Here is a 23567-nt window from a genome sequence, read left to right on the forward strand (position 1 = left end):
GAGGTCAGGCGGCAGTGCTGGGTCAGGGGCGGTGCCAGGTCTGGGGGTCGGCGGTGACCTGTTCGCCGCTGGCCATGTTCTTGACCTCGTGCGGCTTGCCGTCCTCGAAGGGTGGGAACCAGACGAACGGGATGCCCTTGCGTGACGCGTAACGGATCTGTTTTCCCAGCCTGTCGGCCTCGTGGTAGGTCTCGACGTTGTAGCCGCGGGCGCGCAGGTGTGCGGCGGTGGCCCTCGCCTCGGCCCGGCGGGCGTCGCTGGGGAGCACCACCAGGACGTCGCTGGGGCAGCTCGCGGCGGTTTCCAGGCGTCCTTCCGCCAGGAGCTTGGCGAAGATCCGGGTGAGCCCGATGGAGATCCCGACGCCGGGCAGGTGCCGGCGGATGAACGACCCGGCGAGGTCGGCGTAGCGGCCGCCCGAGCAGATGCTGCCGTAGTCCGGCCAGTCGACGAACTTCCCCTCGTAGACGGTGCCGGTGTAGTAGTCCAGGCCGCGGGCGATGGACAGGTCCGCCACGATGCTGCCGGCGGGCAGGTCGGAGAGCTCGTCGAGGACGAACGACAGCTCGTCCAGGCCCTCGTCCAGCAGGTCGGAGGTGACGCCGAGGCGGCGGATGTCGTCGGCCACGCCGGTGTCGCCGCCGCGGATGTGGGCGAGGTCCAGGCAGGCGGTGATCTGTTCGGGGGTGAGCCCGAGGGTGCTGGCGAGCAGTTTCTCGACGCCGGCGGTGCCTATCTTGTCCAGCTTGTCCGCGACCCGGATGACGCCGAGCGGGTCGCCGATGCCGAGCCCGGTGTAGAAGCCCTGCAGCACCTTCCGGTTGTTGATGTTGACCGACCAGGCGGGGATGCCGAGCCCGGTGAGGATCTCGTGGACGATGCGGGGGAGCTCGGCGTCGAAGTACAGCGGGACGCGGTCGACGTTGATGACGTCGATGTCACACTGGGTGAACTCGCGGTAGCGGCCTTCCTGCGGGCGCTCGCCGCGCCAGACCCGCTGCACCTGGTAGCGCTTGAACGGGAAGACCAGCTCGTTGAAGTGCTGCGCGACGTACCGGGCGAACGGCACGGTGAGGTCGAAGTGCAGGCCGAGCCGGGCGTCGCCGTCGTCGCCGTCGTCGGCCTGCAGCCGGCGCAGGGTGTAGACCTCCTGGGAGGTCTCCCCCTTCGCGAGCAGCACGTCGAGGGCTTCGACGGACGGGGTCTCGACCGAGCAGAAACCGTAGCGCTCGAAGGCCCGGCGGATCTCGTCGAGCCAGCGCAGCTCGACCAGCCGCACCTCGGGCAGCCACTCGGGGAATCCGCTGACCGGCGCGGGCCGGACGAGCTGCTCGTTGCCCATAGCGGAAACGCTCTCCTCTCGAGGACTACCTGACGTCGTGCACCGGATACGGTGAGGCATCGCGTGTGCGTCCCGGCCGGTCGGTCAGGACGCGCCTGAATCCAGCATGACCCGCCGGCCGTACCGTATCCCTTGCGCCACGGCGTGGGGACGGACGTCGTGGCGCACCGCGCGACGACGACCGCGCGACGGCTCCGCGGCGGCTCCGTGCCGGTAGCCGCCGGGCTACGACAGCTTGGGCAGGTCGAAGTGCTCACGGATCTCGGCCTGGACGTCGACGGCCGGGTGCCGGGCATCGACGATCGCCACGTACTCCTTGCGCTGGAAGATCTCCATCACCGGCCTGGTCCGGGCGTGGTACTCACGCAGCCGGACCTCGAGCGCCTCGGGGTTGTCGTCCGAACGGGTCAGCAGCTGGCCGCCGCAGACGTCGCAGGTGTCCGCCACCCGGGGACGGCTGGCGATGAGGTTGTAGTCCAGCCCGCACCGGGAGCACAGGCGTCTGGCCAGCACCCGCCGGTAGACCTCCTCGTCCGGCAGGTCCAGGTAGATCACACCGTCGATGTCGTAGCTCTCCAGGAAGAACTCGGCCTGCCGGGCGTTGCGGGGGAAGCCGTCGATGACGAAGCCGTAGTTCCAGTCGTGGCTGGCGAGCCTGTCCCGGACCACCGACTCGACGAGGTCGTCGCCGACCAGATGGCCGCTGGCGACGACGCGTCTGACCTGGGCGCCCAGTTTGGTATGGCTCTGTACATTCCAGCGGAAAATGTCACCCACGCTGATATGGACGAGGTCGAGGTCGTCGGCGAGCATTTTCGCCTGCGTGCCCTTGCCGCTGCCCTGCACGCCCATGATGACGAACTTGCGCATACCCACCTCCGGCTGCCAGAAGTCTCCGGTTCCCAGGAATTCCCCGCCACTCGCCATGCTCTCCCCGCGGCCCGGCCGCGGGCCGGCGCCGCGCGGCCCCGTCAGTCCGTGAGCTGGCGCCGCGCCGTACCCGCCGGCCTGCCAGGACGGTGGCGATGTGGTGATCGGACGGACGGCCCGGGCGCCGACCGGCCGGACACGCGCGGGAGCCTGCCGGCCGCGCCGGAAGCCGCGCCGTCCGGAGTCCTGGTCCGCTCGACAAAGCGCCGTTCCTGTTCCCTGTCGTTTGTGCCCGGCTGTTCCGCGCCCGGCCGTTCTGTTCCCGGCCGCCGCCCGCCGGCCCCACGCCGACCGGGACGAGGCCCGACCGTACCAGTGCCCGCCCGGCCCGGGAGGTACGCACACGGGAAATCTTCGTACTCGCCGGTGAAACAGTACAAAATGACCTTTTCGAAGCCGCCGGTGGCATCAGGACGGGCGAAGGGCAATGTTTTGGCGAGTATTTAGCGAATATTTGGCGAATGTTGCGGATGTCGGCGGCACCGGTGGGCGGGCCGTGGCGGGAACCGCGTATCCGGTCGCGCGGGCTGGTCCCGGCCGGCCGGCCGGCCGCCGTGGCCGGCCGATCCGTGACAGGCGCCCGGATAGCGGGCGAAGATGGCCGGGTGGACCCGGTGACGCTGTCGGTGCTGGTGAGCGGGCTCGCCGGGATCGCCGAGGAGATGGGGACGCTGCTGGTCCGCAGCGCCTACTCGTCCAACATCAAGGAACGTCGCGACTGCTCGGCCGCCCTCTTCGACCGGGCCGGCCGGATGATCGCCCAGGCCGCGCACGTCCCCGTGCACCTCGGCGCCATGTACGAGTCGGTGCGGGCGGTGGCCGCCCGCGGTGCCAGGCCTGGCGAGGTGTGGGTGCTCAACGACCCGTTCGCCGGCGGGAACCACCTGCCCGACGTCACGCTCGTGTCACCGCTGGCGGCGAACGGCGAGATCATCGCCTTTGCCGCGACCCGGGCGCACCACTCGGACATGGGCGGCATGCGCCCCGGGTCGATGCCGGCCGACTCGCGGGAGATCTACGCCGAGGGGCTCATCATCCCGCCGGTGCGGCTGGTCGCCGACGGTGAGTGGCGTGCCGACATCCTCGAGCTGATCTGTGCGAACTCGCGCACGCCGGAGCTGCGCCGCGGCGACCTGCGGGCCCAGGCCGCGGCGAACCAGCTGGCCGGCACCAGGCTGGCCGAGCTGATCGAACGCCGGGGCCTGGACGTCGTGCTGACGGCGTTCGCCGAGGTGCTGGCCTACGGCGAGCGGCGCTCCCGGGCGATGATCGCGGCGCTGCCGGACGGCCGGTACACCGCCGCCGGCGAGGTCGAGGGCGACGGCGTGACCGATGACGACATCCCGATCCGGGTGGCGGTGACGATCGACGGCGACGCGCTGACGGTCGACTTCGCGGGCACCTCGCCGGCGGTGCCCGGCAACGTGAACTGCCCGCGGGCCGTCACCCGGTCGGCCTGCTGTTTCGCGCTGCGGGTGCTGCTGCCCGAGGACGTCCCGGCGAACGACGGCACCTACGCCCCGCTGGAGGTGCTGACGCGGCCCGGATCCCTGGTGGACGCGCGCCGGCCGTCCGCCGTGGTCGCCGGGAACGTCGAGACGTCCCAGCGGATCGCCGACACGGTGCTGGCGGCCCTGTCCCAGGCCGTCGCGGCCGGCACGGCCCGTGAGGCTCGTACGGACAGCACGGCCGGCACGGCTCGTACGGACAGCACGGCCGGCACGGCTCGTACGGCCGGTGGGCCCGCGGCCGATGGGGCCGGGCGGCGTGAGCCCGGCGACGGCCCGGTCCTGCCCGCGCAGGGGCAGGGCACGATGAACAATCTGATCATCGGCGGGCGGGGGTGGACGTACTACGAGACGCTCGCCGGCGGCCAGGGCGCGTCCGCGCGCGGGCCGGGGCCGTCCGGTGTGCACGTGGGCATGACCAACACCCTGAACACCCCGATCGAGGCCCTGGAGCTGGAGTACCCGATGCGGGTCGAACGCTACGAGCTCGACATGGCCACCGCCGGGGCTGGTCGGCATCCTGGTGGCGCGGGGCTGGTGCGCTCGATCCGGGTGCTTCAGGAGGCGGCCCTGTCGCTGCTCACCGACCGCCGTCGGCACGCCCCGCAGGGCGCCGCCGGTGGCGGGCCAGGCGCGGTGGGGCGCAACGAGGTGGACGGCGTGCGGCTGCCGTCCAAGGCGGGCCTGGAGCTGGCGGCCGGGTCGGTCGTCACGATCCGTACTCCCGGTGGCGGCGGCTGGGGCCCGTCCGACGGCTGAGAGCCGAGGGCTTCCGCCGGCCGCTGCCGGGGCCGCTGCCGGGATGTGTACGGACGCGGCATACGGACGGCATGCGGATCCCGGCCGCGTCCGTGGTCGGATCGGCGTCGATCTCTGGCCGAGGTGATTGTCGTGCGCGCGGCGCCGCTATGATCCGTTTTTGGTTTGATGATATAAGGATGTTGTTCCAATGTTATTTTTATAATCATTTGTTGGTTGACTTGGTTACTTCTGGGGTGTAAATGCACGGAACGTACCCATGGTCGAATCGAAGTCCGTTCATGGGCACGGTGAGTCACGGCTGGTGAGTCACGGCTGCGAGGCAACGGGGCCGCGCCCAATGGCGGTGGAGGAGGTCCGGTGGACACGGTGGTGCTGTCGTCACTGGCGCGGTCGTTCGACGCCGCCCTGCTGTCGGCGGGTGCGCGGGCGGATGCCGCCGAACGGGCGTCCGCGTTCGAGGATCTTGTCCTCCGCTACTGCGAGCCCGGCCGTTTCTACCACACGCTGCGTCACGTGAGTGAGACGTTGGTCGCGCTGCGGCTGCTCGTCACGGCCGACCGGGAGCGCGGCCGGGAGCAGGACCGTGACCGGGCCGGCGGGTGGGAACGGGCCGGCGGACGGGCCCGGCCGGGCGGAGCGGACGACCCGGCGTCCGCGCTGCCCGCCTGCCGGCTCGCGCTCTTCTTCCACGACGCGGTCTACGACACGCGGACGAGTGACAACGAGGCCCGGTCGGGCGAGCTGGCGGCCGCCACGCTGACCGCCCTGGGCTGCCCGCGGCCGGTGGCCGCCGACGTCGACCGGCTGGTGCGGGCAACCGCGGCCCACCTGTCCGCGGGCCCGGACGAAGCCATGGTCAACGACGCGGATCTGCGGGTGCTGGCCCGGCCGGCGCCCGCGTACGACGTCTACGCCCGCAGGGTACGGCGGGAGTATGCCTGGGTCTCCCCGGAGCGCTGGGCCTCCGGCCGGGCCGCCGTGCTGCGCACGCTGCTCGAACAGCGCGTCTACGCCACGCCGTGGGCGTCCCGCCACTGGGAGCCGATGGCCCGCGCCAACCTGCGCCGCGAGCTGGCAGGCCTGCGCCGTGAGCTGGCCGGCCAGCCCTGAACACCTGCGACAGCACTCCGGTGGGTGGAAACCGCCACGGCAGCGACCGTTTCCACCCACCGATACGGAAGCCGTAGGGAAGCCGTAGGCGGGAACCGCTGCGGCCGCGATGGAAACCACCGACGCCTTCGCCGAGCGGCTATGGTTTCGCCCATGTCAGTAAAGAAGGCGGTGATTCCGGCTGCGGGCCTCGGCACCCGGTTCCTGCCGGCGACCAAGTCCCTGCCCAAGGAGATGCTGCCGGTCGTCGACCGGCCGGCCATCGAGTATGTGGTGGAGGAGGCTTCCCGCGCCGGTCTACGGGATGTGCTTCTTGTCACGAGCCGCACCAAGAAGGCGGTGGAGGACCATTTCGACCGGGAGACCGAACTCGAGGCGGCCCTGGAACGGAAGGGTGACACGGCCAGGCTGGGACGCATCCGCGCGTCGGCCGAACTCGCCGAGGTGCACTCGGTCCGCCAGCAGGCCCCGCGGGGGCTCGGCCATGCCGTGCTGTGCGCGGCCGGGCACGTCGGCGACGAGCCCTTCGCGGTCCTGCTCGGCGACGACCTGATCGACGAACGTGATCCGCTGCTGGTGGAGATGCTCGCGGTGCGGGAGCGTTTCGGCGGCAGCGTCGTCGGCCTCATGGAGGTTCCGGAGGAACTCGTCTCGCTGTACGGGGTGGCGACGGTCGACCCGACGGCCGTCGGGCCGGCGGGGGAGCGCTACCAGACCGTCCGCATCCGGGACCTGGTGGAGAAGCCCTCGGCCGACGAGGCGCCCAGCAACCTCGCGATCATCGGCCGGTACGTCCTGTCACCGGCGATTTTCGACGTGTTGCGGCGGACACCACCCGGCCGTGGGAACGAGATCCAGCTCACCGACGCCTTGCGGACGCTGGCCCACCTCGGCGACGATGCGGGCGAGCCCGTCCACGGGGTGGTCTTCACCGGGCGCCGCTACGACACCGGTGACCGGGTGGACTATCTCAAGGCCGTGATCCGGCTCGCCTGCGAGCGGCCGGACATCGGCGGGGAGCTGTACCCGTGGCTGGAGGAGTACGTCTCCGCCGGCGGCCCCAAGTCCGATCCCGGTCCGTGAGAGCCCGGCCGGTGACAGGTGTGAGACGGCCGGCGGGCCTGGCGGGCCTGGCGGGCCTGGCGGGGTGGAGGCGACCGGTGTGAGGCGATCGACGTGAAGTCGGTGGACGCGCACCTCGCCGACATCCTCGCCGCGGTCGGCCCGTTACCCGCACGGCCGCTGCCGCTGGGCGCCGCCCACGGCTGCGTGCTCGCCGCCGACCTGCACGCGGCCACCGCCCTGCCCGGGTTCGACAACTCGGCCATGGACGGCTACGCCCTGTACGCCGCGGACGTCGCCGGCGCCGGCCCCGACCACCCGGTGACCCTGCCGGTCACCGGGGACATCCCGGCCGCGCCGGGCACCCCGGCGCCGGTGGCACCCGGCACCGCCGCCCGGATCATGACGGGGGCGCCGTTGCCGCCCGGCGCCGACACCGTCGTCCAGGTCGAGTGGACCGACGGCCGGATGGACCGGGTCACCGTGGCGCGCGCGCCCGTGCCCGGACAGAACATCCGGCGGGCCGGGGAGGACGTGGCCGTCGGCGACCTGGTCCTGCCCGCCGGGCGGCTGCTCGGCGCGGCCCAGATCGGCCTGCTCGCGGCCCTGAACGTGGCGGCGCCCACCGTCCACCCGCGTCCCCGGGTGGCGGTCCTGTCGACCGGCAGCGAGCTGGTCGAGGCCGGTGGGACGCCCGGGCCCGGGCAGATCGTCGACTCCAACAGCCACGCGGTGGCGGCGGCGGCGCGGGAGGCGGGCGCGCGGGTCCGGCGGTTCGCCGGCGTGCCCGACTCCCCGGACGCGTTCGCCGCGCTGCTCGACGACGTCCGCACCGACGCCGACGCTGTGATCACGACCGGCGGGGTGAGCGTGGGCGCCTTCGACGTGGTCAAGCAGGTTCTCGCCGCCGCGGGGACGGTCCGTTTCGAGCGGCTCGCCATGCGGCCCGGGATGCCGCAGGGGTTCGGGGTGCTCGACGGCGTGCCGGTGTTCACCCTGCCCGGCAACCCGGTCAGCGCGCTGGTGTCGTTCGAGCTGTTCGTCAGGCCCGCGCTGCGGCGGATGCGCGGGCTTGCGTCCGTGCACCGTCCGACGCTGGTGGTCACGACGGCCCAGCCGGTGCGGGCCGCCGCGGGCCGGCGCTCGTACCTGCGGGTCCGGCTGGCCGATGGCGGCGCGGGCCGCCCGCCCGTGGCGCATCTCGCCGGCGGCCAGGGCGCCCACCAGATGTCGGCGCTGGCGGCCGCGGACGCGCTGTTGATCGTTCCGGCGGATGGCGGTGAGCTGCCCGCCGGGCGGGAGCTGACCGCGCTGCTGCTCGACGACGAGGTGACGGTGGCGAGCCGCCGCGGCGGCGTGCCACCGGCCGGCCGGCGGCATGTGGAGGTGGGCGGGTGACCGAGCCGGACGGGCCGAAGCTGACCCATGTGGACGCCACCGGCGCCGCCCGGATGGTCGATGTCTCCGCCAAGGACGTGACCGCGCGGACGGCGACGGCCCGCGGCTGCCTGCGGGTGGCGCCCGCCGTCGTCGACCTGCTGCGCGGGGCCGGCGTGCCCAAGGGGGACGCGCTCGGGGTGGCCAGGGTGGCGGGCATCATGGGCTCCAAGCGCACGTCCGAGCTCATCCCGCTGTGCCATCCGATCGCGCTGTCGGGGGTCCGGGTCGACATCGACGTCCACGACCATGGTGTCGAGATCACCGCGACCGTCCGGACGGCGGACCGCACCGGCGTGGAGATGGAGGCGCTGACCGCGGTGGCGGTGGCCGGGCTCACACTGCACGACATGGTCAAGGCAGTCGATCCGGCCGCGACGCTCACCGACATCCAGCTGCTGGTGAAGACCGGTGGACGGTCGGGTGACTGGCGGCGCCACCCGGTCGTCGCACCGCCGGACACGGGAGTGCGGGCCGGGTCGTCAGGGGTACCGGCCGGTGCCCGTGCCCGAGTGATCACGGTTTCGGACCGCGTGCACGCCGGCGGGTACGCCGACCGGTCCGGGCCGCTGGCGGCCGGGGCGCTCGGCCGGATCGGCTTCGTCGTCGACGACGTGGTCGTCGTCCCGGACGAGCCCGACGCGATCGTGGCCGCGCTGACGGCGGCGGTGCGTGCCGGGATCCATCTGGTCGTCACCACCGGCGGCACCGGTCTCGCGCCCAGGGACGTCACGCCGGAGGCGACCCGGCTGGTGATCGACCGTGAGGTGCCCGGGCTCGCCGAGGCACTGCGCGCGGCCGGCCGGGAGACGGTCCCGACGGCGGTCCTCTCCCGCGGGATCGCCGGTGTGCGGGAGGGGACGCTGGTGGTGAACCTGCCGGGCTCCACCGGTGGCGTCGCCGACGGGATGACCGTGCTCGCCGGCGTGGCCGGGCACGCCGTCGCGCAGATCAGGGGCGGCGGGGAGCACCGTCACGCCGGCTCCCACGATCATGCCGGTGACGCGGCGGGCGCCGGCCGGAGCCCGCGGGAGAAGAGGGGATGAGGGCGCCCGGGTGGCCGGCGAGTCTCACGGACGGGCCGGTGGCCGTGCGTCCTCTGCGGCTGCGCGAGGCTGCCACCTGGGTCGACATCCGGCTGCGCAACGGCGACTGGCTCGCGCCGTGGGAGGCGACGGCGAAGGCGCTGCCCGCCACCGACGAGGCGTGGGCGCGGCGCCAGACCGTCGGGGTCTACATCCAGATGGTGCGGCGGCTGCGCCAGCAGGCGCGTGTCGGTCAGGCCCTGCCGTTCGCCGTGACGTTCGAGGGCCGGCTGGTAGGACAGATCACCGTTTCCACGATCGTCCGTGGCGCGTTGAACAGCGGCCATGTCGGTTACTGGGTTGACCGTATGTATGCCGGCCGTGGGATAACCCCGACCGCATTGGCGCTGGTGGTGGATCACTCTTTCACCGCGGTGGCACTGCACCGGCTGGAGGCGCACGTCCGGCCGGAGAACACCGCGAGCCGGCGGGTGGTGGAAAAGCTCGGGTTCCGCGAGGAGGGGTTCCACCGGCGCTATCTGGCGATCGGCGGGGCTTACCGGGACCACATCAGCTACGCCATCACCACGGAGGACGCTCCGGAAGGGCTGCTGAACCGCTGGCACAGCGTCCGCGCGCCACATAGCTGAGATCAACAACACCTACTCGACATTAACTGAGAGTAGTCATGCGTCTACTTTCAGATGTGACGTCGGCCACACGTAGGGATGGTTGTCATGGTTTGTCTGTCCGTTAAGATCCTTTTGTGGTGTGTGCGTCGCCGTTTCGCGATCGAGCTTGGCTCGATGAGCTTTTCTCGGCCTCAATTCAGTTACTAAGCGTGAACGTGATGTGGGCTGCGATGCCGCGACACGCGCTCTTCGGGTCGGTGACCGGACGGTATTCGCTCACTAGCGTTCCTCGGAGCGCCTGAGGATAGCGGCGTCGCGCCGCTGGGCGTCCCTATCCTCCCGGCGGCGCGAACGCCCATGATCGGGCCGCCGGAGCCCCTCGTATTTCGGCGCGGTCGACATGCGGGGCCCGGGTCCGCCAACGTCATCTTCGATATCCGAGTCGGCAGGAAGGCCACCGTCCATGGTCAACTCGCCTGTACGGCAGCCCGCGCCGCCTGAGGCTCGTACGGGCGCTTCGCGGTCCGCGCTCCGATGCCGTCTTCCGGACACGCTGTCATGAGCGCGCTGATCTGGCTCGCGATCGTCGCGGTCTGGGGTTTCGTGCTTATCCCTATGTGGGTGAGGCATCATGACAGCACGCTGGAACAGCGATCGGCGGAACGTTTCACTACGGCGATGCGCGTCCTGTCACGCCGAGGGGCGTCGCGGCCGGACAGGGAGCTCGCGATGCGGCCGGCTGCTTCTTCTGGTCCGGATGACGACGATCCGGACGACGGTGAGCCGATCCAGGTGACCGGGCCGACCCGGCCCGCCACGTCGGCTCGGCCCGCCACGTCGGCTCGGCCTCCCGGGTCGGCGCGGGCCACGCACGGGTCCGGCGGGAGCCCCAGCGGTGAGTGGCGCGGTGTTCCCGTGGCACGCCCGCCGGCTTCCCCGCCTCGTCCGCATGCCGCCGCCGGCACCAACGCCGACCGGCGGGCGCTGATCCAGCTGCGCAGGCGGCGGCTGTTCGTCCTGCTGGCCATGATCCTGGTGACCGCGCTGCTCGCCGGGCTGCTGGGCGGCGTGTGGATCGCCGTCCAGATCCTGGCGGACGCGGCCGTCGTCAGCTATGTCGTGCACCTGCGCAGGGCAGCCCAGGCCGACCGGCGGCTGCGCGCCTCCCGCTTCGCGCTGGACCGGCGGATCGCCGCCGAGCGCGCCGTCCGGTACGGCTACCGGATGCCCGGCCCAGGTGCCGCCGGCACTGGCCTCGGCGGTGGCGTGGGCGGTGACGCGGGCGAGCCCTGGGTGTCCGGCAGCGAGCCGTTCCGGCTGTCCGACCAGGCCGTGGCTCGCCCCGGCGCGCCCGCCGGCCGAGGCACCCCCAGAGACGATCTTGCGATGGCGAACGCGCAGACGGTGGATCTTTCACGGAGCGCCGCCGCTGCCACCGCCCGGATCACGGCGGCCGGTGGCTCCCCACGAGGGCAGATCCTTGAGGGCGCCGTCATCGACGGCACGGCTGTCGACAGATCCGTTGACGACGGATCCGTGGCCGACGCCCCGGCCGCTGGGAACGTTGCCGTCACCGATGCCGACCTCGATGCCGTCACCGATGCCGACCTCGATGGCTTCGCGGATGCCGACGGCTCTGCGGATGCCGCTGAGACGGATGGCGCCCCGGACCTCGGGCAGGCGCCCGGGCCGGTGGGCGGTGCCCGCCCGGCTGCCCGCGCGGCCGGGCGCCCGAACACCTCCAGGCCGGGTCGAGTGCAGGTCAACCCCCCAGGGACACATGGCGGTCTGACCGCTGGCCCGGCATCGACCGGTCCGGCATCGACACCGGCACCTGGCCCGCAGCAGCCCGCGTCGGGCAGCGACGATCCGGGCGAGGCCGACGAACTGTTGCGCAGGCACGCGGTCGGGAGCTGACCGGTTGACCACCGAGGCATCCCCCACCGGATGCCGCGGCCCCACCGGCGGCCCCGACATCCTCACCGGCGCGGCTGCCCTGCCGAGGCGGCCGCCGGGCCGACGGATGTCGTTCCGGACGGGGCCGCTGTCCTGCGCGGGGCCGTCTTGGGGACGCCCCGCTGCCCGTGGCACCCGTTTCTGCCCAGGTGACCGTTGGGACGGCAGTGAACCATTGGGGCGGCAGTGAGATGTGGCCGCTGATGGTTGCGCGATCGGCGGATACCCTCGATCCCCGGGCACCCTTGTGCCGGGTATCCGGTGAACAGATGGAAGAATCATGACCGATCGGGACCGTGGCACACCCTCGAAGATCGTCGTCTTCGGCGGTGTGCAGATCGACAGCCATGCCACCAGCCCGCCGCGGTTCCGTGAGCGTGACATCCCCGACGTCGAACGTCGGACCGCTGAAGCGCTCGACGCGCTGCGTCCACGGCTGCTGGTCGGCGCGGCGGCGTCCGGAGCCGACCTGGTGGTACTAGCGGCCGCGCGCTCGAAGGGGCTTCCCGTACGTGTGGTGCTGCCCTTCGACGTGCCCACGTTCAGGCGGACGTCGGTCGAGGACCGGGGGCCGCAGTGGTGCCTCCGGTACGACCAGCTGATCAGCTCGTTGAAACCGGACGAACTGGAGATTCTCGACGAGGTCAGGGACTCCGGCGTCTACCACCGGACGAACACACGCCTGCTTGAGCGCGCGGCGCAGCTGCGGCAGGCCCCTGACGAGGAGATCGTCGCACTGGTGCTGCGCCCGGTCGTCTCACATCGGGCGTCGGTGACCGACGACCTCGTCGACAAGGCCAGGCATGCGGGTCTACGGGTCGTAGAGGTGCCGACCCTTGGCTGAAGGCCCTGCGCTGGGGCCTGTGCTGCTGCCCGGGCGGCGGCTGGCGGCCGAAGTACAGAGGGCGCACGCGGCTGGGCTCGTACCTGCGGGCTCCGGCGGCTACACGGCCGGAGCGGCCCGGCGGCGGGTGGCTTGACAGCCCGCGGGAGGCGCTGTCAACCGCGATGGAACTGGCCTAGATCATATGGACTCGTGCTGGGGTGCGCTGTGCATAATGGCTCCGTGACCATGCGCGCGCCCCAGCTTCTCGAGCTGCCTGCCGGGGCTGTCACGCGCACGAACACGGGATGTTGCTGTCCGCGCCCTCGCGTGCGCTGACGTCCGCTTTCTTCTTCCGACGTCCATGACCGCCTTTGCGTCACCGGTCATGCACGCGAGGGCTTGTTAGCCGGAGAAGTCCAGTTCGTTTCGGGAAAATCCTGTCCGTACGGTTCGCAATCGCCCGATTCGACTCGCTGTGGCTGTTTTTGCCCGATGCGCTCCAGCATACGACGCGGTTGCTGAAAGCCGGGCCCGCCGGCAGCACGGACGTCTCTCCGTGACTTGTTCCGCCGCCTGTCATCACCAACGTGAGCGCAAAGGGGCGTCACAGTGAGTAATGACCACCGCGGTCAGCGGTACGGGACGACGCCGGGCAGCTCAGGCTCGCGGGAACCGACGTTCGAGGAGTGGACCGCGAGCCTGCGGGCCGCGGGCTTCCGGCTGTGCCCCCGTAGCTGCGCCGTACCGGTTGAACTGCGTGGACTACGTCCGGACGGGGTCGGGTTCCATCTACGGTGCCGTGGAGTGCGGGTGGAACTGTCGTTGTTCCGCCCCGGCCGCGCGATGTGGCAGCTGCCGTTCTGGGATCCACGATGGATCCCAGAGGAAGGTTTGTCACTCTGGGTAAACTACCCGCTGGACAGCCCCTCATCCGGACGCTGGTCCTCCGGACATCCGGCCCCCTCCCTTCCGAACACGGATAATGGTACGCATACCGGTATCCAGGTGGGCAACGGACATATTTCTGACAGCGTCCGCATGGTGTTCGACCGCGAGGACACACCGGATTTCCGGGCCGTCCTCGACGGCGGCCGGGAATACGGCTGGCGCGGCCACGAGGCAGGGCTCCTGCGGCCCGCCGCCGCGGCAACCTTCTTCACCCGGCTGATGTGCGAGGCGGACCCGGCCGCCGGCCCTGCCTTGACCCCGCTGGTACCCAGGGCGCGCAAGGGTGAGCCATCCCCGGCACCGGCCGCGGCGGGGCAGGAACTGCTCAGCGGGGGCCGTCCACCACATCCGTCCGGTCTGCTGTAAGCTGCAAGTGCTCCAGGGGGTGTAGCTCAGCCTGGTAGAGCGCCTCCCTCGCACGGAGGAGGCCAGGGGTTCGAGTCCCCTCACCTCCACCATCCCGGTCTTACTCGAACCCACTCCCCACAAAGAGTGGCCGAGCAAGCCCGGGACAGTAACCTTATCATCGATCATGGCATCCTCCGCAAGGAGGACGCCACTGTCGTCCCGTCGCTCATACCACCGCCCACCGGTCAGCGCAAACCGCCGCCGCAACCGTGCGCTGCCAACAGCATCCCGGCCGTCCTCGCCGGCCAGTTCCGGATCTTCCGGTGCGGCTGGCATCCCGCCGTCCCCGCTGCCAGTGAGCGACTCGCGGGCAACCTGCTCCACCTCACCCCCGGCACCAGGCATCACCACCCCGCCCCGTGCCTCCCGCCGCAAATACACCACCGTCTCGAACGGCTCCGTCAGCTCGTCGGCCGTCACATACGGCCCCTCACCCTCGAAGTCGATGAACAGCTTGGTGAAGATCGCCTTGTTCAAAATGGCCCGGGTGCGCTTCTGGGCCACCCGGTACAGCTCCTGTGGGTCGGCCAGCAGCTCCAGCATGTCGGTCACGACCTGGTAGCCCACCTGCAGCTCACCATCGGTGTCGTCCAGCTGCCGCTTCAAACTGGCCCGTTCGTCGCGGATGGCCCGCATCCGCCCGCTGACTTTCTCCCGCGGCCAGTCCGGATCGTCCACCAAGTCGAGATAGCGGTCCTCCCGGGCATCCAGCTCCTTGAGGCGCTTGGCGTACTGCGCCCGCAGCTGCCGGGTGTTGTCCGCGCCACTGGCGACGGTCTGGTCCATGGCTGTCCGCAGCCGGTCGCCGACCTCGGCCGGGATGCGCACCTGGCAGTAGTGCCGGAGCACGGCCTCCTCGATCCGCTCCACCACGATGTAGGGCAGATCGCAGGTACGCTCCTGCCGTCCGCGGCAGAAGTAGTAAAAATACTGCCCGCCGTGGCGGCCCTGGGCCCGGGCGATGATCAGCCGCCGTTCGCAGCGGCCGCACCACACCACGCCCTTGAGGTAGTGATCGACCGGGCGTTCACGGCCCTGGACGCCGTGGGTACCGCTGACCGGCCCGAGGCCGTCACCGTCATCCGCGAAGCCGGCCGCCGGCATCAGCCGCCGATCTCCGAGGCCGACACCACCCAGCTCGCCGCGGTCCTGTCCGGGTACAAGCTGTCCTGGCGGGTGACGGCCAGCTGGGGTGGCAGGCCGGCGGTACCGCCGGAAGCCCCCGAAGATCTCCAGCTGCGCTCGCTGGTCGTTATTGACGCCGGCCCGGCCGGGTTCTGGCGGCGGGAAGCGCCGGCCGAGCCGCTGCGCGCCGAGGACATCGACCTTCAGGTGACGGTCCGACTGGTGCCGGTCAGCGCCAGGCAGGTGTGGGCCGGGCTGGTCGATCTGCTCCCGGAATTGCCCTCCCCGGCAGAGCACGTCCGCCGGTAGGGAAACCCAGCCTGGACGGCCAGAATCGATCATTTCTCTTGGCGGGCACCACACTGATCCAACTGTTGCGGTGGAGGAACCAGGCCACCGACATCCGGCACCTCGCCCTCCGGCTCCACCACCATCAGCCGGCCCCCGAGCAGTTCGATCTCCACCTCGACCGCCCGCCGCACCGCAGACGCCGGTGACAAATGATTCACCGTCGGTACCAACACCCCGCACCCCTCGGTGCGCAGCACCGCGTCCAGCAACACCGTCAACCCCGGCCGGATGATCTGTCCCGGCCTGACGTTCCGATCGATGTAGATCTCCACCAGCGCCAAGCCCTCGGCTTCGGCGTACACCGTCAGCCGGTCACGCAGTGCCGCAGTCTCGTCTTCGTCGTCGTGCTGCAGGCTGATGTAACCGTACATCGCAGGACGCGCTGCCGAGTCCTCGTCGTGTCGCGGCCTGGCCGGTCGCGAGAAGCGCTCCTCCATCACACCGGCCCCTCGAAACGGCCACAGCTCCCGCCAGGCCGCTCAGCCCACCGGGCCGCCGTTCCTGGCCACGGCTTCATGCATGATCGTCGGGTGAGGGAAGCTGTATCGTCGGCCGGTTCGTGATCGTGTGTGCTGCTCCGGCTGCGATGACCATCGGTTTGTTTCGCCCGCTCCATCCGGCCCGCCAGCTTCGCCAGCCGCTCCCGCAACCACCGCAGCTCCCCGCTGACCGCCTCGGCGCGTTCCAGCAGGGCGGCGTGCTCCAAAGGCCCGCCCGGCCAATTGCCGGCGCAACGGCCGAGGCCGGCTTCAACCGCCTCCATCCGTTCCAGCGCGCCTTGCAGCCCTAGCTCGATGCTGCGCAACGGCAGCCCGCCCGGCGGTTCCGGCCACGACTCGCAGCCTCCGCTCACCCATCCCACCAGCGTCCTCCCGTCAGCCGATCTTCACGATTCCGGTCCGTGGCTGACGCCCGAGGCCGGGGAGCGGAGGGAACGACGGGCTCGACCCGGCCCCGGGCGCCTGGGGCACACCGTGGCGGACCAGGTCTTCCCGCCCAAGGGGCAGCGGGTTTCCGGATCATGCGCCGGACGCATATTGCCGGGGATGGTTGGCACGCAAAGTGACGGATACACTGCGCTGCCAGAACAGATGATCTATTTCCATCCGGACGGGAACCAGGCCCATGGACCACGCCGCAACTCGGCGCCGCTACTGCCGCTGCGGTGCCCGGCTGGCGCGTGACAACCACGGCGTGCTGTGTGCCCCCTGCCAGCGAGCCGTCCGGGACCGGATCATCCGGGCGCCGGACGTGCCGCCGGATTTCTGGGAGTCGTCCGAGCAGCTACGCGACGCCCTGCATGCCTGGCACATGGGCCGGGTGATCGCCGCCTACCGCAGCCACCCCTACCACCACCCGTCGCTCACCCAGGCCACCGTGGCCGGCTGGATGGGCCTCACCCAGACCCAGCTCAGCCGCATCGAGAGCGGCGCACCGATCACTGATCTTGTCAAGCTCATCCGCTGGGCCGAGGTCTTACGTATCCCCGAGACGTTGTTGTGGTTCAGGTTGCCGGATCGGCGCCGGGAGACGGATGGGCCAGCAGCCACCAGCACTCATGGCCGCTTGGCCGAGGACTGGCACGGCGGCAGGGATCCGCGCCGAATAACCGGCCGCGACGTCCTGCCAGCCGCTACGAACGTCCCGATGGCCGTGGCAGCCGAACATTCGGGGCTTGCGAATACGCTGCGCAACCTACACTTGCCAGAGGAAGTGGTTGCCGCCGCATTGGGGGAGCCCTGGAACGAGCCGCCAGCACCAGCCACGGACGGCCGGGAACCGGCCGTCCGGCCGGATCCGCTCGCCCATGACGGCCTGGTGCGGGTCCTGCAAGCCTGGGCCGACACCGTGAAACGCCGCCAGTTCCTGCTGTCCGTCGGGTGGGCCGCGACTGCGGCGGCCGTCCCCTTGCTGCCCGAGCCCCTGTCGCTGGAACCGGATCGGCTGCTGGGCGCGCTGGGCAACCCGTCGCGGGTCGACGCCGTGATTATCGGCCACATCGAGGAGGTCCTGCGCCGCGCCCTGGGCCAGGACGCCGCTCTGGGGCCGCAGGCCGCGATCCAGACGGTGTTGGACCAGCGCCAGCTGGCCCGGCATCTGCTCGAAGACTGCCCGTCCGATCTTCGTCCCCGGTTGCTGTCGGTCTACGCCGGGCTCTGCCGGGCCACCGGCTGGTTCATCTTCGACCTCGGCGACTTCGATGCCGCCGTGCCGCATTTCGAGGAAGGCCGGACGGCCGCCCACGCCGCCCGCAACACCGAGCTCGGCGCGCTGATCCTGTGCAACCTCGCCCAGACCGCCATCTGGCAGGACCGGCCCCGCCTGGCCGTCGACCACGCTTCGGCGGCTGTGGCCTGGGCCTGGCGCACGCCGGACCACGTCCTGCGGGCCAACGCCGGTGACATCGCTGCCCGGGCCTTTGCGGCGGCCGGCGACTACGACGCCGCCATGCAGGAACTGCACCGTGCCGAAACCGCTCTGGCCGCCGCTGACCGGGTGCCATCGCTCGTTGACTGGTACGACGAGGCTTTCCTGGCCGGCATCCGTGGTCAGTGCTTGCTGAGGCTGGGGCGTCCCGCTGAGGCAGTGGCCGTCATCGGGCCGTCGCTGGCGGCCATGGATCCGGCGGTGTCGGTGCGCAACCTGGCCATGACGACGGTCGACCTGGCGACCGCTTACATCCGGCAGGGTGAGGTTGAGGAGGGGGCCCGGACCCTGGGATGGGCCGGCGAGCTGGCCGTCCGTAACCGATCGGCCCGGCTGGCGACACAACTGCGGGGTGTACGGCGGCAGTTGGAGCTGTGGAAGGACAGCCCGGTGGTGCGCGCCTTCGACGAGCAGGCGGCGGCGTTGGGGGTGTGGCAGGCAGGGGTGTTGTAGCCGGTCGGCTGCGCGGCGATACCCGGTCAAGGGCGGCGAGACGGGCCACGGCCGCCTCGGCCGCAGCGTGTGCTGCCTGGTCGTTGTCTAACCGAAAGATCCATTGCACAATCGGCGTTCATGCTGGCGAACTCCAAGATTTCAGCGTGCCTGCTCACCGCGCCGCCCGACTGAAGTCTTCGGCTGCGTTTGACACACTCGCACCGAGCGCTGTGCCCACCATCCGGCGGTGGCTGGCACGGCAGCAGGTTGCGGTTCCTCGCAATTGTGCGCAGAGAGGCACCCGATACACAGTGGCCCGTCCACCGCAAGAGCAGGAGCACGGTCTTCGCCGAATCCCTTCAGGCACGCAGCCGTGGACAGTTGGTCGGACGGACCCGAGCTCCTGCTGCTTGTCGGCGATCGACAGGTAAATGTAGCACCGTGAACCCTTGTGGGGGTCGCCGCCGCTTGACCAGGCGGTGCGGCCAGCGAGGTGGAGCCCGAGGTTAATTCAACCGAGTGGTTGCGGCGGCGCCCGGCGGGAGAGAGGTTTGAGGGGTCGGGGTCCGCCAGGCGTCGGCAAGTTCGGGAGGGAAACGTCGGCCACTGCGAGTGATGATCACACCGGGAGCAAGTTCGACCTCGTCACCGGGATGAAAGCGCCGGTCAACCTGCGGAGGTAATGGTTCCCAGGGTCCCAGCCGCCCCCGCTTGCCGGCGGTCCGCATCCGGGTGCCGTATCTGCTGATGTCACGGATCAGAACCATGCCCTTTTTGACCGAGACGACCACGTGCTCGCGGCTGACCCTCGGTGCGGCCGTCGAATCCAGCAGGTTGTACAGGGAGATGCCGGACGGAGCAGGGTTACGTCCTACGCGAGTCTCGGAGTCCTCGTTCAGGGTGTAGCGGCCTACGCAAGCACCGTTGACAACGGCTTTGAGCTGCGCGGCGCCTGGGCGCGGACCGTCGTCTAGCAGGGGCGTGCCGTGCACCTCACATGTGGGCACGCCCTGTCGCATGCGGGGCAGAAACACCCGATCGCCACGGCGGATATCATAGAGCGAACAACGGGCTTCCGGGCAGCGCCAGGTTCGCTTGAGTACGTCGATCAGGGGGGTCTGGGAGCCATCCAGCAGACCCTGCTTCTTAAGAGCGGAGAGTTCCATACGGCGGGAGATCTCGGCTGGTGTACGGACACCCATGTCCATCAAGACCAATGTGACGATGCCGCCCGATCCGGGCTCGGGTTTGAGGAACTGCCAGGTGTTCCCCTGAATCCAGGTGTGCTCGAGGCGGTGGTCGACATAATGGTCACTGCTGATGACCTGAAGACCGGTCATGCCGGCAATTTCGAGAACCCGCTCGTCGGCATCATCGACCTCCTCGACCAGGCCGTCGGTGACCCAGCGGCGAAGCCGGCGGACGTCCGCCTGACTTGTGAACTCCCGGTGGCCGCTCAACAGGCTGGTGTCGGCAATCAGATAGACGAGGACGTTGGGATCCCCAGTGAGCTTCGCCAATGCTTGCACCACGAGGTGGAGTCGACGCAGCGATCGTAGCCCCGGTCCTCCGATCGACTGCTGACGCACGACGTTGGAGAGGTCAACCAGGTAGTCGGCCTGGTCCGCTGAGGTCGCCAGGTTACGTTCCATCAAGCCCCCGTATGGCTGAGTGTTGGGTATGGCCGGGTGTTGGATCATGTCCTGTAGGTAGTTACCGGAATCGGTAGTAAACCCGAACCTCGAACGAGATCGACCACTGCCGGTTCAGGGTGGTTCCTGCTTCTGCATCGGTCACCGATACCATCTCCCCTCGGAGATGTCACGGGGGAGGATGATCGCATCAGCACGACCGACGCCAGAAGCTACCTGAGTCCGCTGGGCCTCGACGACCCGCGCGAAGTAGCTGGTTACCGACTGCTCGCCAAGATCGGCGAGGGTGGTATGGGCTCCGTCTACCTCTCGCGTACCCGCGGCAACCAGCCGGTCGCCCTAAAGGTGATCCGCCGCGAGTACGCGCAGGACGCGGAGTTCCGCCGCCGCTTCGAGCAGGAGATCCGGTCAGCACGCCGGGTGCAGGGGTATCACATCGTCCCGGTTGTCGACCACGACACAACCGGGACCTTGCCGTGGCTTGCCACCATCTACGTGCCGGGTCTGTCACTCGACCAGGCGCTCGCTGCGTACGGGCCACTGCCGTTACCCACAGCTCTGCAACTCACCGGCTGCGCGGCAGAAGCGTTGCGCGCGGTGCACGCGGCCGGAGTGATCCACCGCGATCTGAAGCCAGGCAACATCCTGCTCGGCTCCCAAGGGCCCTGGGTAATCGACTTCGGTATCGCGCGGGCCGCCGACGCCACCCAGCTCACCCGCAGCGGTGGGGTCGTCGGTACTCCCCAGTACATGTCACCCGAACACGCCAACGGGCAGCCCCTCACGCCCGCCACCGACATCTTCTCGTTGGGTCTGATCGCGGCAGTCACGGCGACCAACCGCCATCCCTACGGCGAAGGTGCCGCGTACACCCTCGGCACTAAGATCGCCAATACCGAATTCCGTCCCCCGGACCTGAGTGGCTACCCGGAACCGCTGCGATCGATCCTGGAGCGCTGCCTGGCCGCCGACCCGGCCTTGCGGCCCACGCCCGCCGAGCTGGCCGAGCTGTGCGAAGCGGCCTACGGTTGGCCGCTGCGGGACTTCGCCGGGTGGCTCCCCGACCCGTTGGCTACGGAGATCACGCGCCGTGAGCAGGCCTCCCTCCATCTGCCCGAGCCCGAGGTTCCGCCTGCAGCCGCAGGCCCCGGATACGAGACGACTTACATCCCGCAACCATCCCAGCACCCGACACAGCAGCCACAACACGGATCGGCTCCGGCAGGGCAATCGGCCCCGAAGCCGGCTCCAACCCGGGGGCGGAGGACGCCGCTGCTCCTCAGCGCCACCGTGTTGGCCGTCATCGTGGCGGTGGCCGCCACCTGGAAGCTGGCGGGAGGCGAAAACAAGAGTCCTGAGGCGACGGGCGGCAGCACGAGCAGGAACGCCCTAACGACGAGCCAGTCCCAGGCGCCAAGCGCCGGCCCCACCGATGCGGCAGCCGAAACCACGTCCCAGACCGCCACCGCCACGGACCACTACACCGTGATCTTCGAGAGCAAGTCACTCATCATCCGTGCGCCAAGCTCCCGGCAGTACAGCGATGTGAACCTGGACATTCCGAAGATCACGCCCAGACCCGGCTACGCAAGCGGGGACCAAAATGCGTCCGAGATCGAATATGCCGACGCGGTGGAAGTGACGGGAGAGTCAGGCTCTCTGTTGACATTTCTGACACCCACCGGCAAGAGCGACGGCACGACGCCGCAGGCGTGCAAGTCGGGGGCCGAGACCAACGTTCTGCAGTCGCGGATTGTCGGAAAGGATCTAGCGACGATGCTCCCCAAGAACACGGTGCTCTGCACCCTCACCACTGACGACAACCTGGCGATGGTAAAGATCATCAATGTCGTGGCTCGCGGCGACACACTCGACTTCATTACCGAGGCGACCCTCTGGAAGATCTCATAGCTCAACGAATCACGAGCGCCCCTGGATCTCCTGGCGGAACCTCCTGTGCCAAGGGCCACCTCGCTGGCGCCGACATTGAATTCTCGCCCGGGCTGACCGGGGATAACGGATCTTCAACGGTGCGGTCATCCGGCCGCACCCGGTCGGGGGTCGGTCGAGTACAGCCCTTGACCCTATGGTGTCCGTGCGCAACGTCGCCCTGAAGGCGGTAGACCTCGCTACCGACCGCGTCCAACAGGGCGGTGCCGATGGTCTTGTCACCGGCGGCGAACCGCTCGGCCGCCCGCATCCGCACCGTCAACAGAGCCGCGTCCAGCCCGCCCCCCTGTCCGTACCTCATCACCACGACGTACCCAGCGACCGGCGGATGTCAGCTCCGCCATCAACCATTAAAGATCGTCACTCCTCCGCCGGCGGCCTCAACCCCCGCACCAGCTCGCCCGGATCGATCTTCAGCCCCGTCGCCAGCTTCAGGATGTTGTGCAGCGAGATGTTCCGCCGACCGCGTTCCACCTGGCCCACGAAGCTCCAGTGCAGGCCGGCCTCGTCGGCAAGCTGCTCCTGGCTCTGGCCAAGCTCCTGCCGGCGGGTCCGGACCCGCGCGCCGAAGGCCTGCGTCGCTGCCGAGATCGGTGGGGTCACCATGGCGACCCAAGCACATACGCCTAGAACCTCTGAATCCAGAGACGATACATCCCATGCATTTACGTCCCATGACCTTGCGTCTAGGCTGCCACCTGTTGCGGCTCAACCGGCCGCGACCGGACTGGCAAGGCTGGCCGTCAAGCCGCCTCGCCAGATCGTCCTGACGCACCCCGTGAACTCAAAGGAGGCAACCATGACGGCTCAGCTCACCAGGCGCGGTGGCGAAGGCGGCGGTGGCGGTACCGGCGGCTGACGCTGGGAGTGCGACCTACGGCGAAGCCCCGAGCCGGACCGCCCGGCTCGGGGCTTCGCGTCGTCCGAGTATACGTAGCTCCGAGTATCCGAATAGTAGCTTAATGAAATCAGAGTTTGGTATAATTAACTCATAATTATGCAAAGCCCGTTGCAACGCCTCTACAAAACCAAGCTGACCCTGCTGGCCGTCAGCTTCATGTTCGTCGGCGTTGCCCTGATGATCCTGAAATACGATCCGGTGGCCCTCCGGTCCTGGTCCTGGCTGGAGTTGCCGTTACTTGCCGACCTCGGCTCCACCCTCTTCGCCAGCGGCCTGATCGTCGTTGCCTTCGAGTACATCAACGAGCGGGACGCTGACGAACGGGCCAACGAACGCCTGCGCAAGGTCCTGAAGGAAGAGGCTTCGGCCATCCGCGACGCCGTGATCGACGGCTTCGCCTTCGCGCCCGATGCCCTGGTCAACGTGGCCTCGCCGCAGACCCTTGACCGGGTTGTCCGCAACACCCTGGCCATCCAGCTCGGCGACCAAGCCTTGGCCGACGACGTCTACAGCGATCTTCGTACCCAGGTGCTGCGCACTGGCGAACGGCACTTCGACGAGCGCATCTCGGTCAGCCTGACCCCGTGGGAGAAGGGTCCAACCGCCGGCGACGGCGCGATGTTCGTGGCGACGGTGCGCCGGGAGTACCACAGCCGGGGAGTCCAGCCCACCCTGCGCTTCGCCTGCGTGTCGGACCTCGACGAGTACCGGGAACTGCTTCAGGACCCAACCGGCGGTAAGGCCTGGTACTTCGAGCCGGGCAACGGCCATCCATACCAG

16 protein-coding genes, 1 tRNA gene and 2 pseudogenes are annotated in these 23567 nt (G+C 69.8%); 13 read left to right on the forward strand and 6 right to left on the reverse strand.

The genetic code is table 11. The features are described 5' to 3' along the window. Positions 1-22 precede the first annotated feature (22 nt). Positions 23-1342, reverse strand: a complete 1320-nt coding sequence (gene hisS / locus NBX02_RS20800; RefSeq protein WP_250282151.1) for a histidine--tRNA ligase — start codon at positions 1340-1342, stop codon at positions 23-25. A 225-nt stretch (positions 1343-1567) separates the two neighbouring features. Further along, positions 1568-2212 (reverse strand): adenylate kinase family protein, encoded by a 645-nt coding sequence (locus NBX02_RS20805; protein WP_250282150.1) that lies wholly within the window; start codon positions 2210-2212, stop codon positions 1568-1570. 665 nt (positions 2213-2877) lie between these two features. On the opposite strand from NBX02_RS20805, the gene NBX02_RS20810 reads away from it, so the two are divergent. From NBX02_RS20810 to NBX02_RS20855, 10 genes are all read left to right on the forward strand, one after another. Then, entirely contained in the window at positions 2878-4539 is a 1662-nt protein-coding gene (locus NBX02_RS20810) for a hydantoinase B/oxoprolinase family protein (protein WP_250282149.1), read from the forward strand. 360 nt (positions 4540-4899) lie between these two features. Further along, positions 4900-5652 carry an HD domain-containing protein gene (locus tag NBX02_RS20815; protein ID WP_250282148.1) on the forward strand — a complete coding sequence of 251 codons (753 nt, stop codon included), beginning with the start codon at positions 4900-4902 and terminating at the stop codon, positions 5650-5652. A 153-nt stretch (positions 5653-5805) separates the two neighbouring features. Then, entirely contained in the window at positions 5806-6735 is a 930-nt protein-coding gene (galU, locus tag NBX02_RS20820) for a UTP--glucose-1-phosphate uridylyltransferase GalU (protein WP_250282147.1), read from the forward strand. 93 nt (positions 6736-6828) lie between these two features. Further along, positions 6829-8112, forward strand: coding sequence for a molybdotransferase-like divisome protein Glp (gene glp, locus NBX02_RS20825; RefSeq protein ID WP_250282146.1), 1284 nt, complete (start codon positions 6829-6831; stop codon positions 8110-8112). Continuing rightward, on the forward strand, positions 8109-9197 hold the full coding sequence (moaCB, locus tag NBX02_RS20830; RefSeq protein WP_445548560.1) for a bifunctional molybdenum cofactor biosynthesis protein MoaC/MoaB: 1089 nt from the start codon (positions 8109-8111) through the stop codon (positions 9195-9197). Before glp ends, moaCB begins: the two co-directional genes overlap by 4 nt. After that, on the forward strand, positions 9194-9826 hold the full coding sequence (locus NBX02_RS20835) for a GNAT family N-acetyltransferase (protein ID WP_250282144.1): 633 nt from the start codon (positions 9194-9196) through the stop codon (positions 9824-9826). Before moaCB ends, NBX02_RS20835 begins: the two co-directional genes overlap by 4 nt. Before the next feature lie 540 nt (positions 9827-10366). Next, on the forward strand, positions 10367-11725 hold the full coding sequence (locus NBX02_RS20840; RefSeq protein ID WP_250292658.1) for a gephyrin-like molybdotransferase receptor GlpR: 1359 nt from the start codon (positions 10367-10369) through the stop codon (positions 11723-11725). Between the two features lie 319 nt (positions 11726-12044). Further along, positions 12045-12608 carry a hypothetical protein gene (locus tag NBX02_RS20845; RefSeq protein ID WP_250285574.1) on the forward strand — a complete coding sequence of 188 codons (564 nt, stop codon included), beginning with the start codon at positions 12045-12047 and terminating at the stop codon, positions 12606-12608. 1023 nt (positions 12609-13631) lie between these two features. Continuing rightward, the gene (locus NBX02_RS20850) at positions 13632-13904 is read left to right on the forward strand and encodes a hypothetical protein (RefSeq protein ID WP_250292660.1); all 273 of its coding nucleotides are present in this window, start codon (positions 13632-13634) and stop codon (positions 13902-13904) included. A 15-nt stretch (positions 13905-13919) separates the two neighbouring features. Continuing rightward, positions 13920-13996: transfer RNA gene (locus NBX02_RS20855), tRNA-Ala, on the forward strand. Positions 13997-14840: 844 nt separating this feature from the next. Here NBX02_RS20855 and NBX02_RS23425 read toward each other — a convergent pair. Beyond that, positions 14841-15413, reverse strand: a pseudogene (locus tag NBX02_RS23425) (zinc ribbon domain-containing protein); the annotation flags it as partial. Next, positions 15410-15859: a recombinase family protein gene (locus tag NBX02_RS20865; protein ID WP_250285576.1), complete on the reverse strand. Its 450-nt coding sequence runs from the start codon at positions 15857-15859 to the stop codon at positions 15410-15412. The gene NBX02_RS20865 and the pseudogene NBX02_RS23425, both read right to left, overlap by 4 nt. A 688-nt stretch (positions 15860-16547) precedes the next feature. On the opposite strand from NBX02_RS20865, the gene NBX02_RS20870 reads away from it, so the two are divergent. After that, the gene (locus tag NBX02_RS20870; protein ID WP_250285571.1) at positions 16548-18302 is read left to right on the forward strand and encodes a helix-turn-helix domain-containing protein; all 1755 of its coding nucleotides are present in this window, start codon (positions 16548-16550) and stop codon (positions 18300-18302) included. 488 nt (positions 18303-18790) lie between these two features. Here NBX02_RS20870 and NBX02_RS20875 read toward each other — a convergent pair whose 3' ends face one another. Further along, on the reverse strand, positions 18791-19936 hold the full coding sequence (locus NBX02_RS20875) for an FHA domain-containing protein (RefSeq protein WP_250285570.1): 1146 nt from the start codon (positions 19934-19936) through the stop codon (positions 18791-18793). Positions 19937-20200: 264 nt separating this feature from the next. Between NBX02_RS20875 and NBX02_RS20880 the strand changes: the two genes are divergently transcribed. Continuing rightward, a complete protein-coding gene (locus NBX02_RS20880) occupies positions 20201-21847 on the forward strand; it encodes a protein kinase domain-containing protein (protein ID WP_445548561.1) in 1647 nt (548 codons plus the stop codon). A gap of 399 nt (positions 21848-22246) precedes the next feature. On the opposite strand, the gene NBX02_RS20885 is transcribed toward NBX02_RS20880, so the two are convergent. Continuing rightward, a complete protein-coding gene (locus NBX02_RS20885) occupies positions 22247-22492 on the reverse strand; it encodes a helix-turn-helix domain-containing protein (protein WP_250285568.1) in 246 nt (81 codons plus the stop codon). A 391-nt stretch (positions 22493-22883) separates the two neighbouring features. Here NBX02_RS20885 and NBX02_RS20890 point away from each other — a divergent pair. Beyond that, positions 22884-23567: pseudogene (locus tag NBX02_RS20890) on the forward strand (hypothetical protein); the annotation flags it as partial.

It is taken from the genome of Protofrankia sp. CiP1_Cm_nod1 (genome assembly GCF_920888515.1).
Taxonomy (GTDB): domain Bacteria; phylum Actinomycetota; class Actinomycetes; order Frankiales; family Frankiaceae; genus Protofrankia.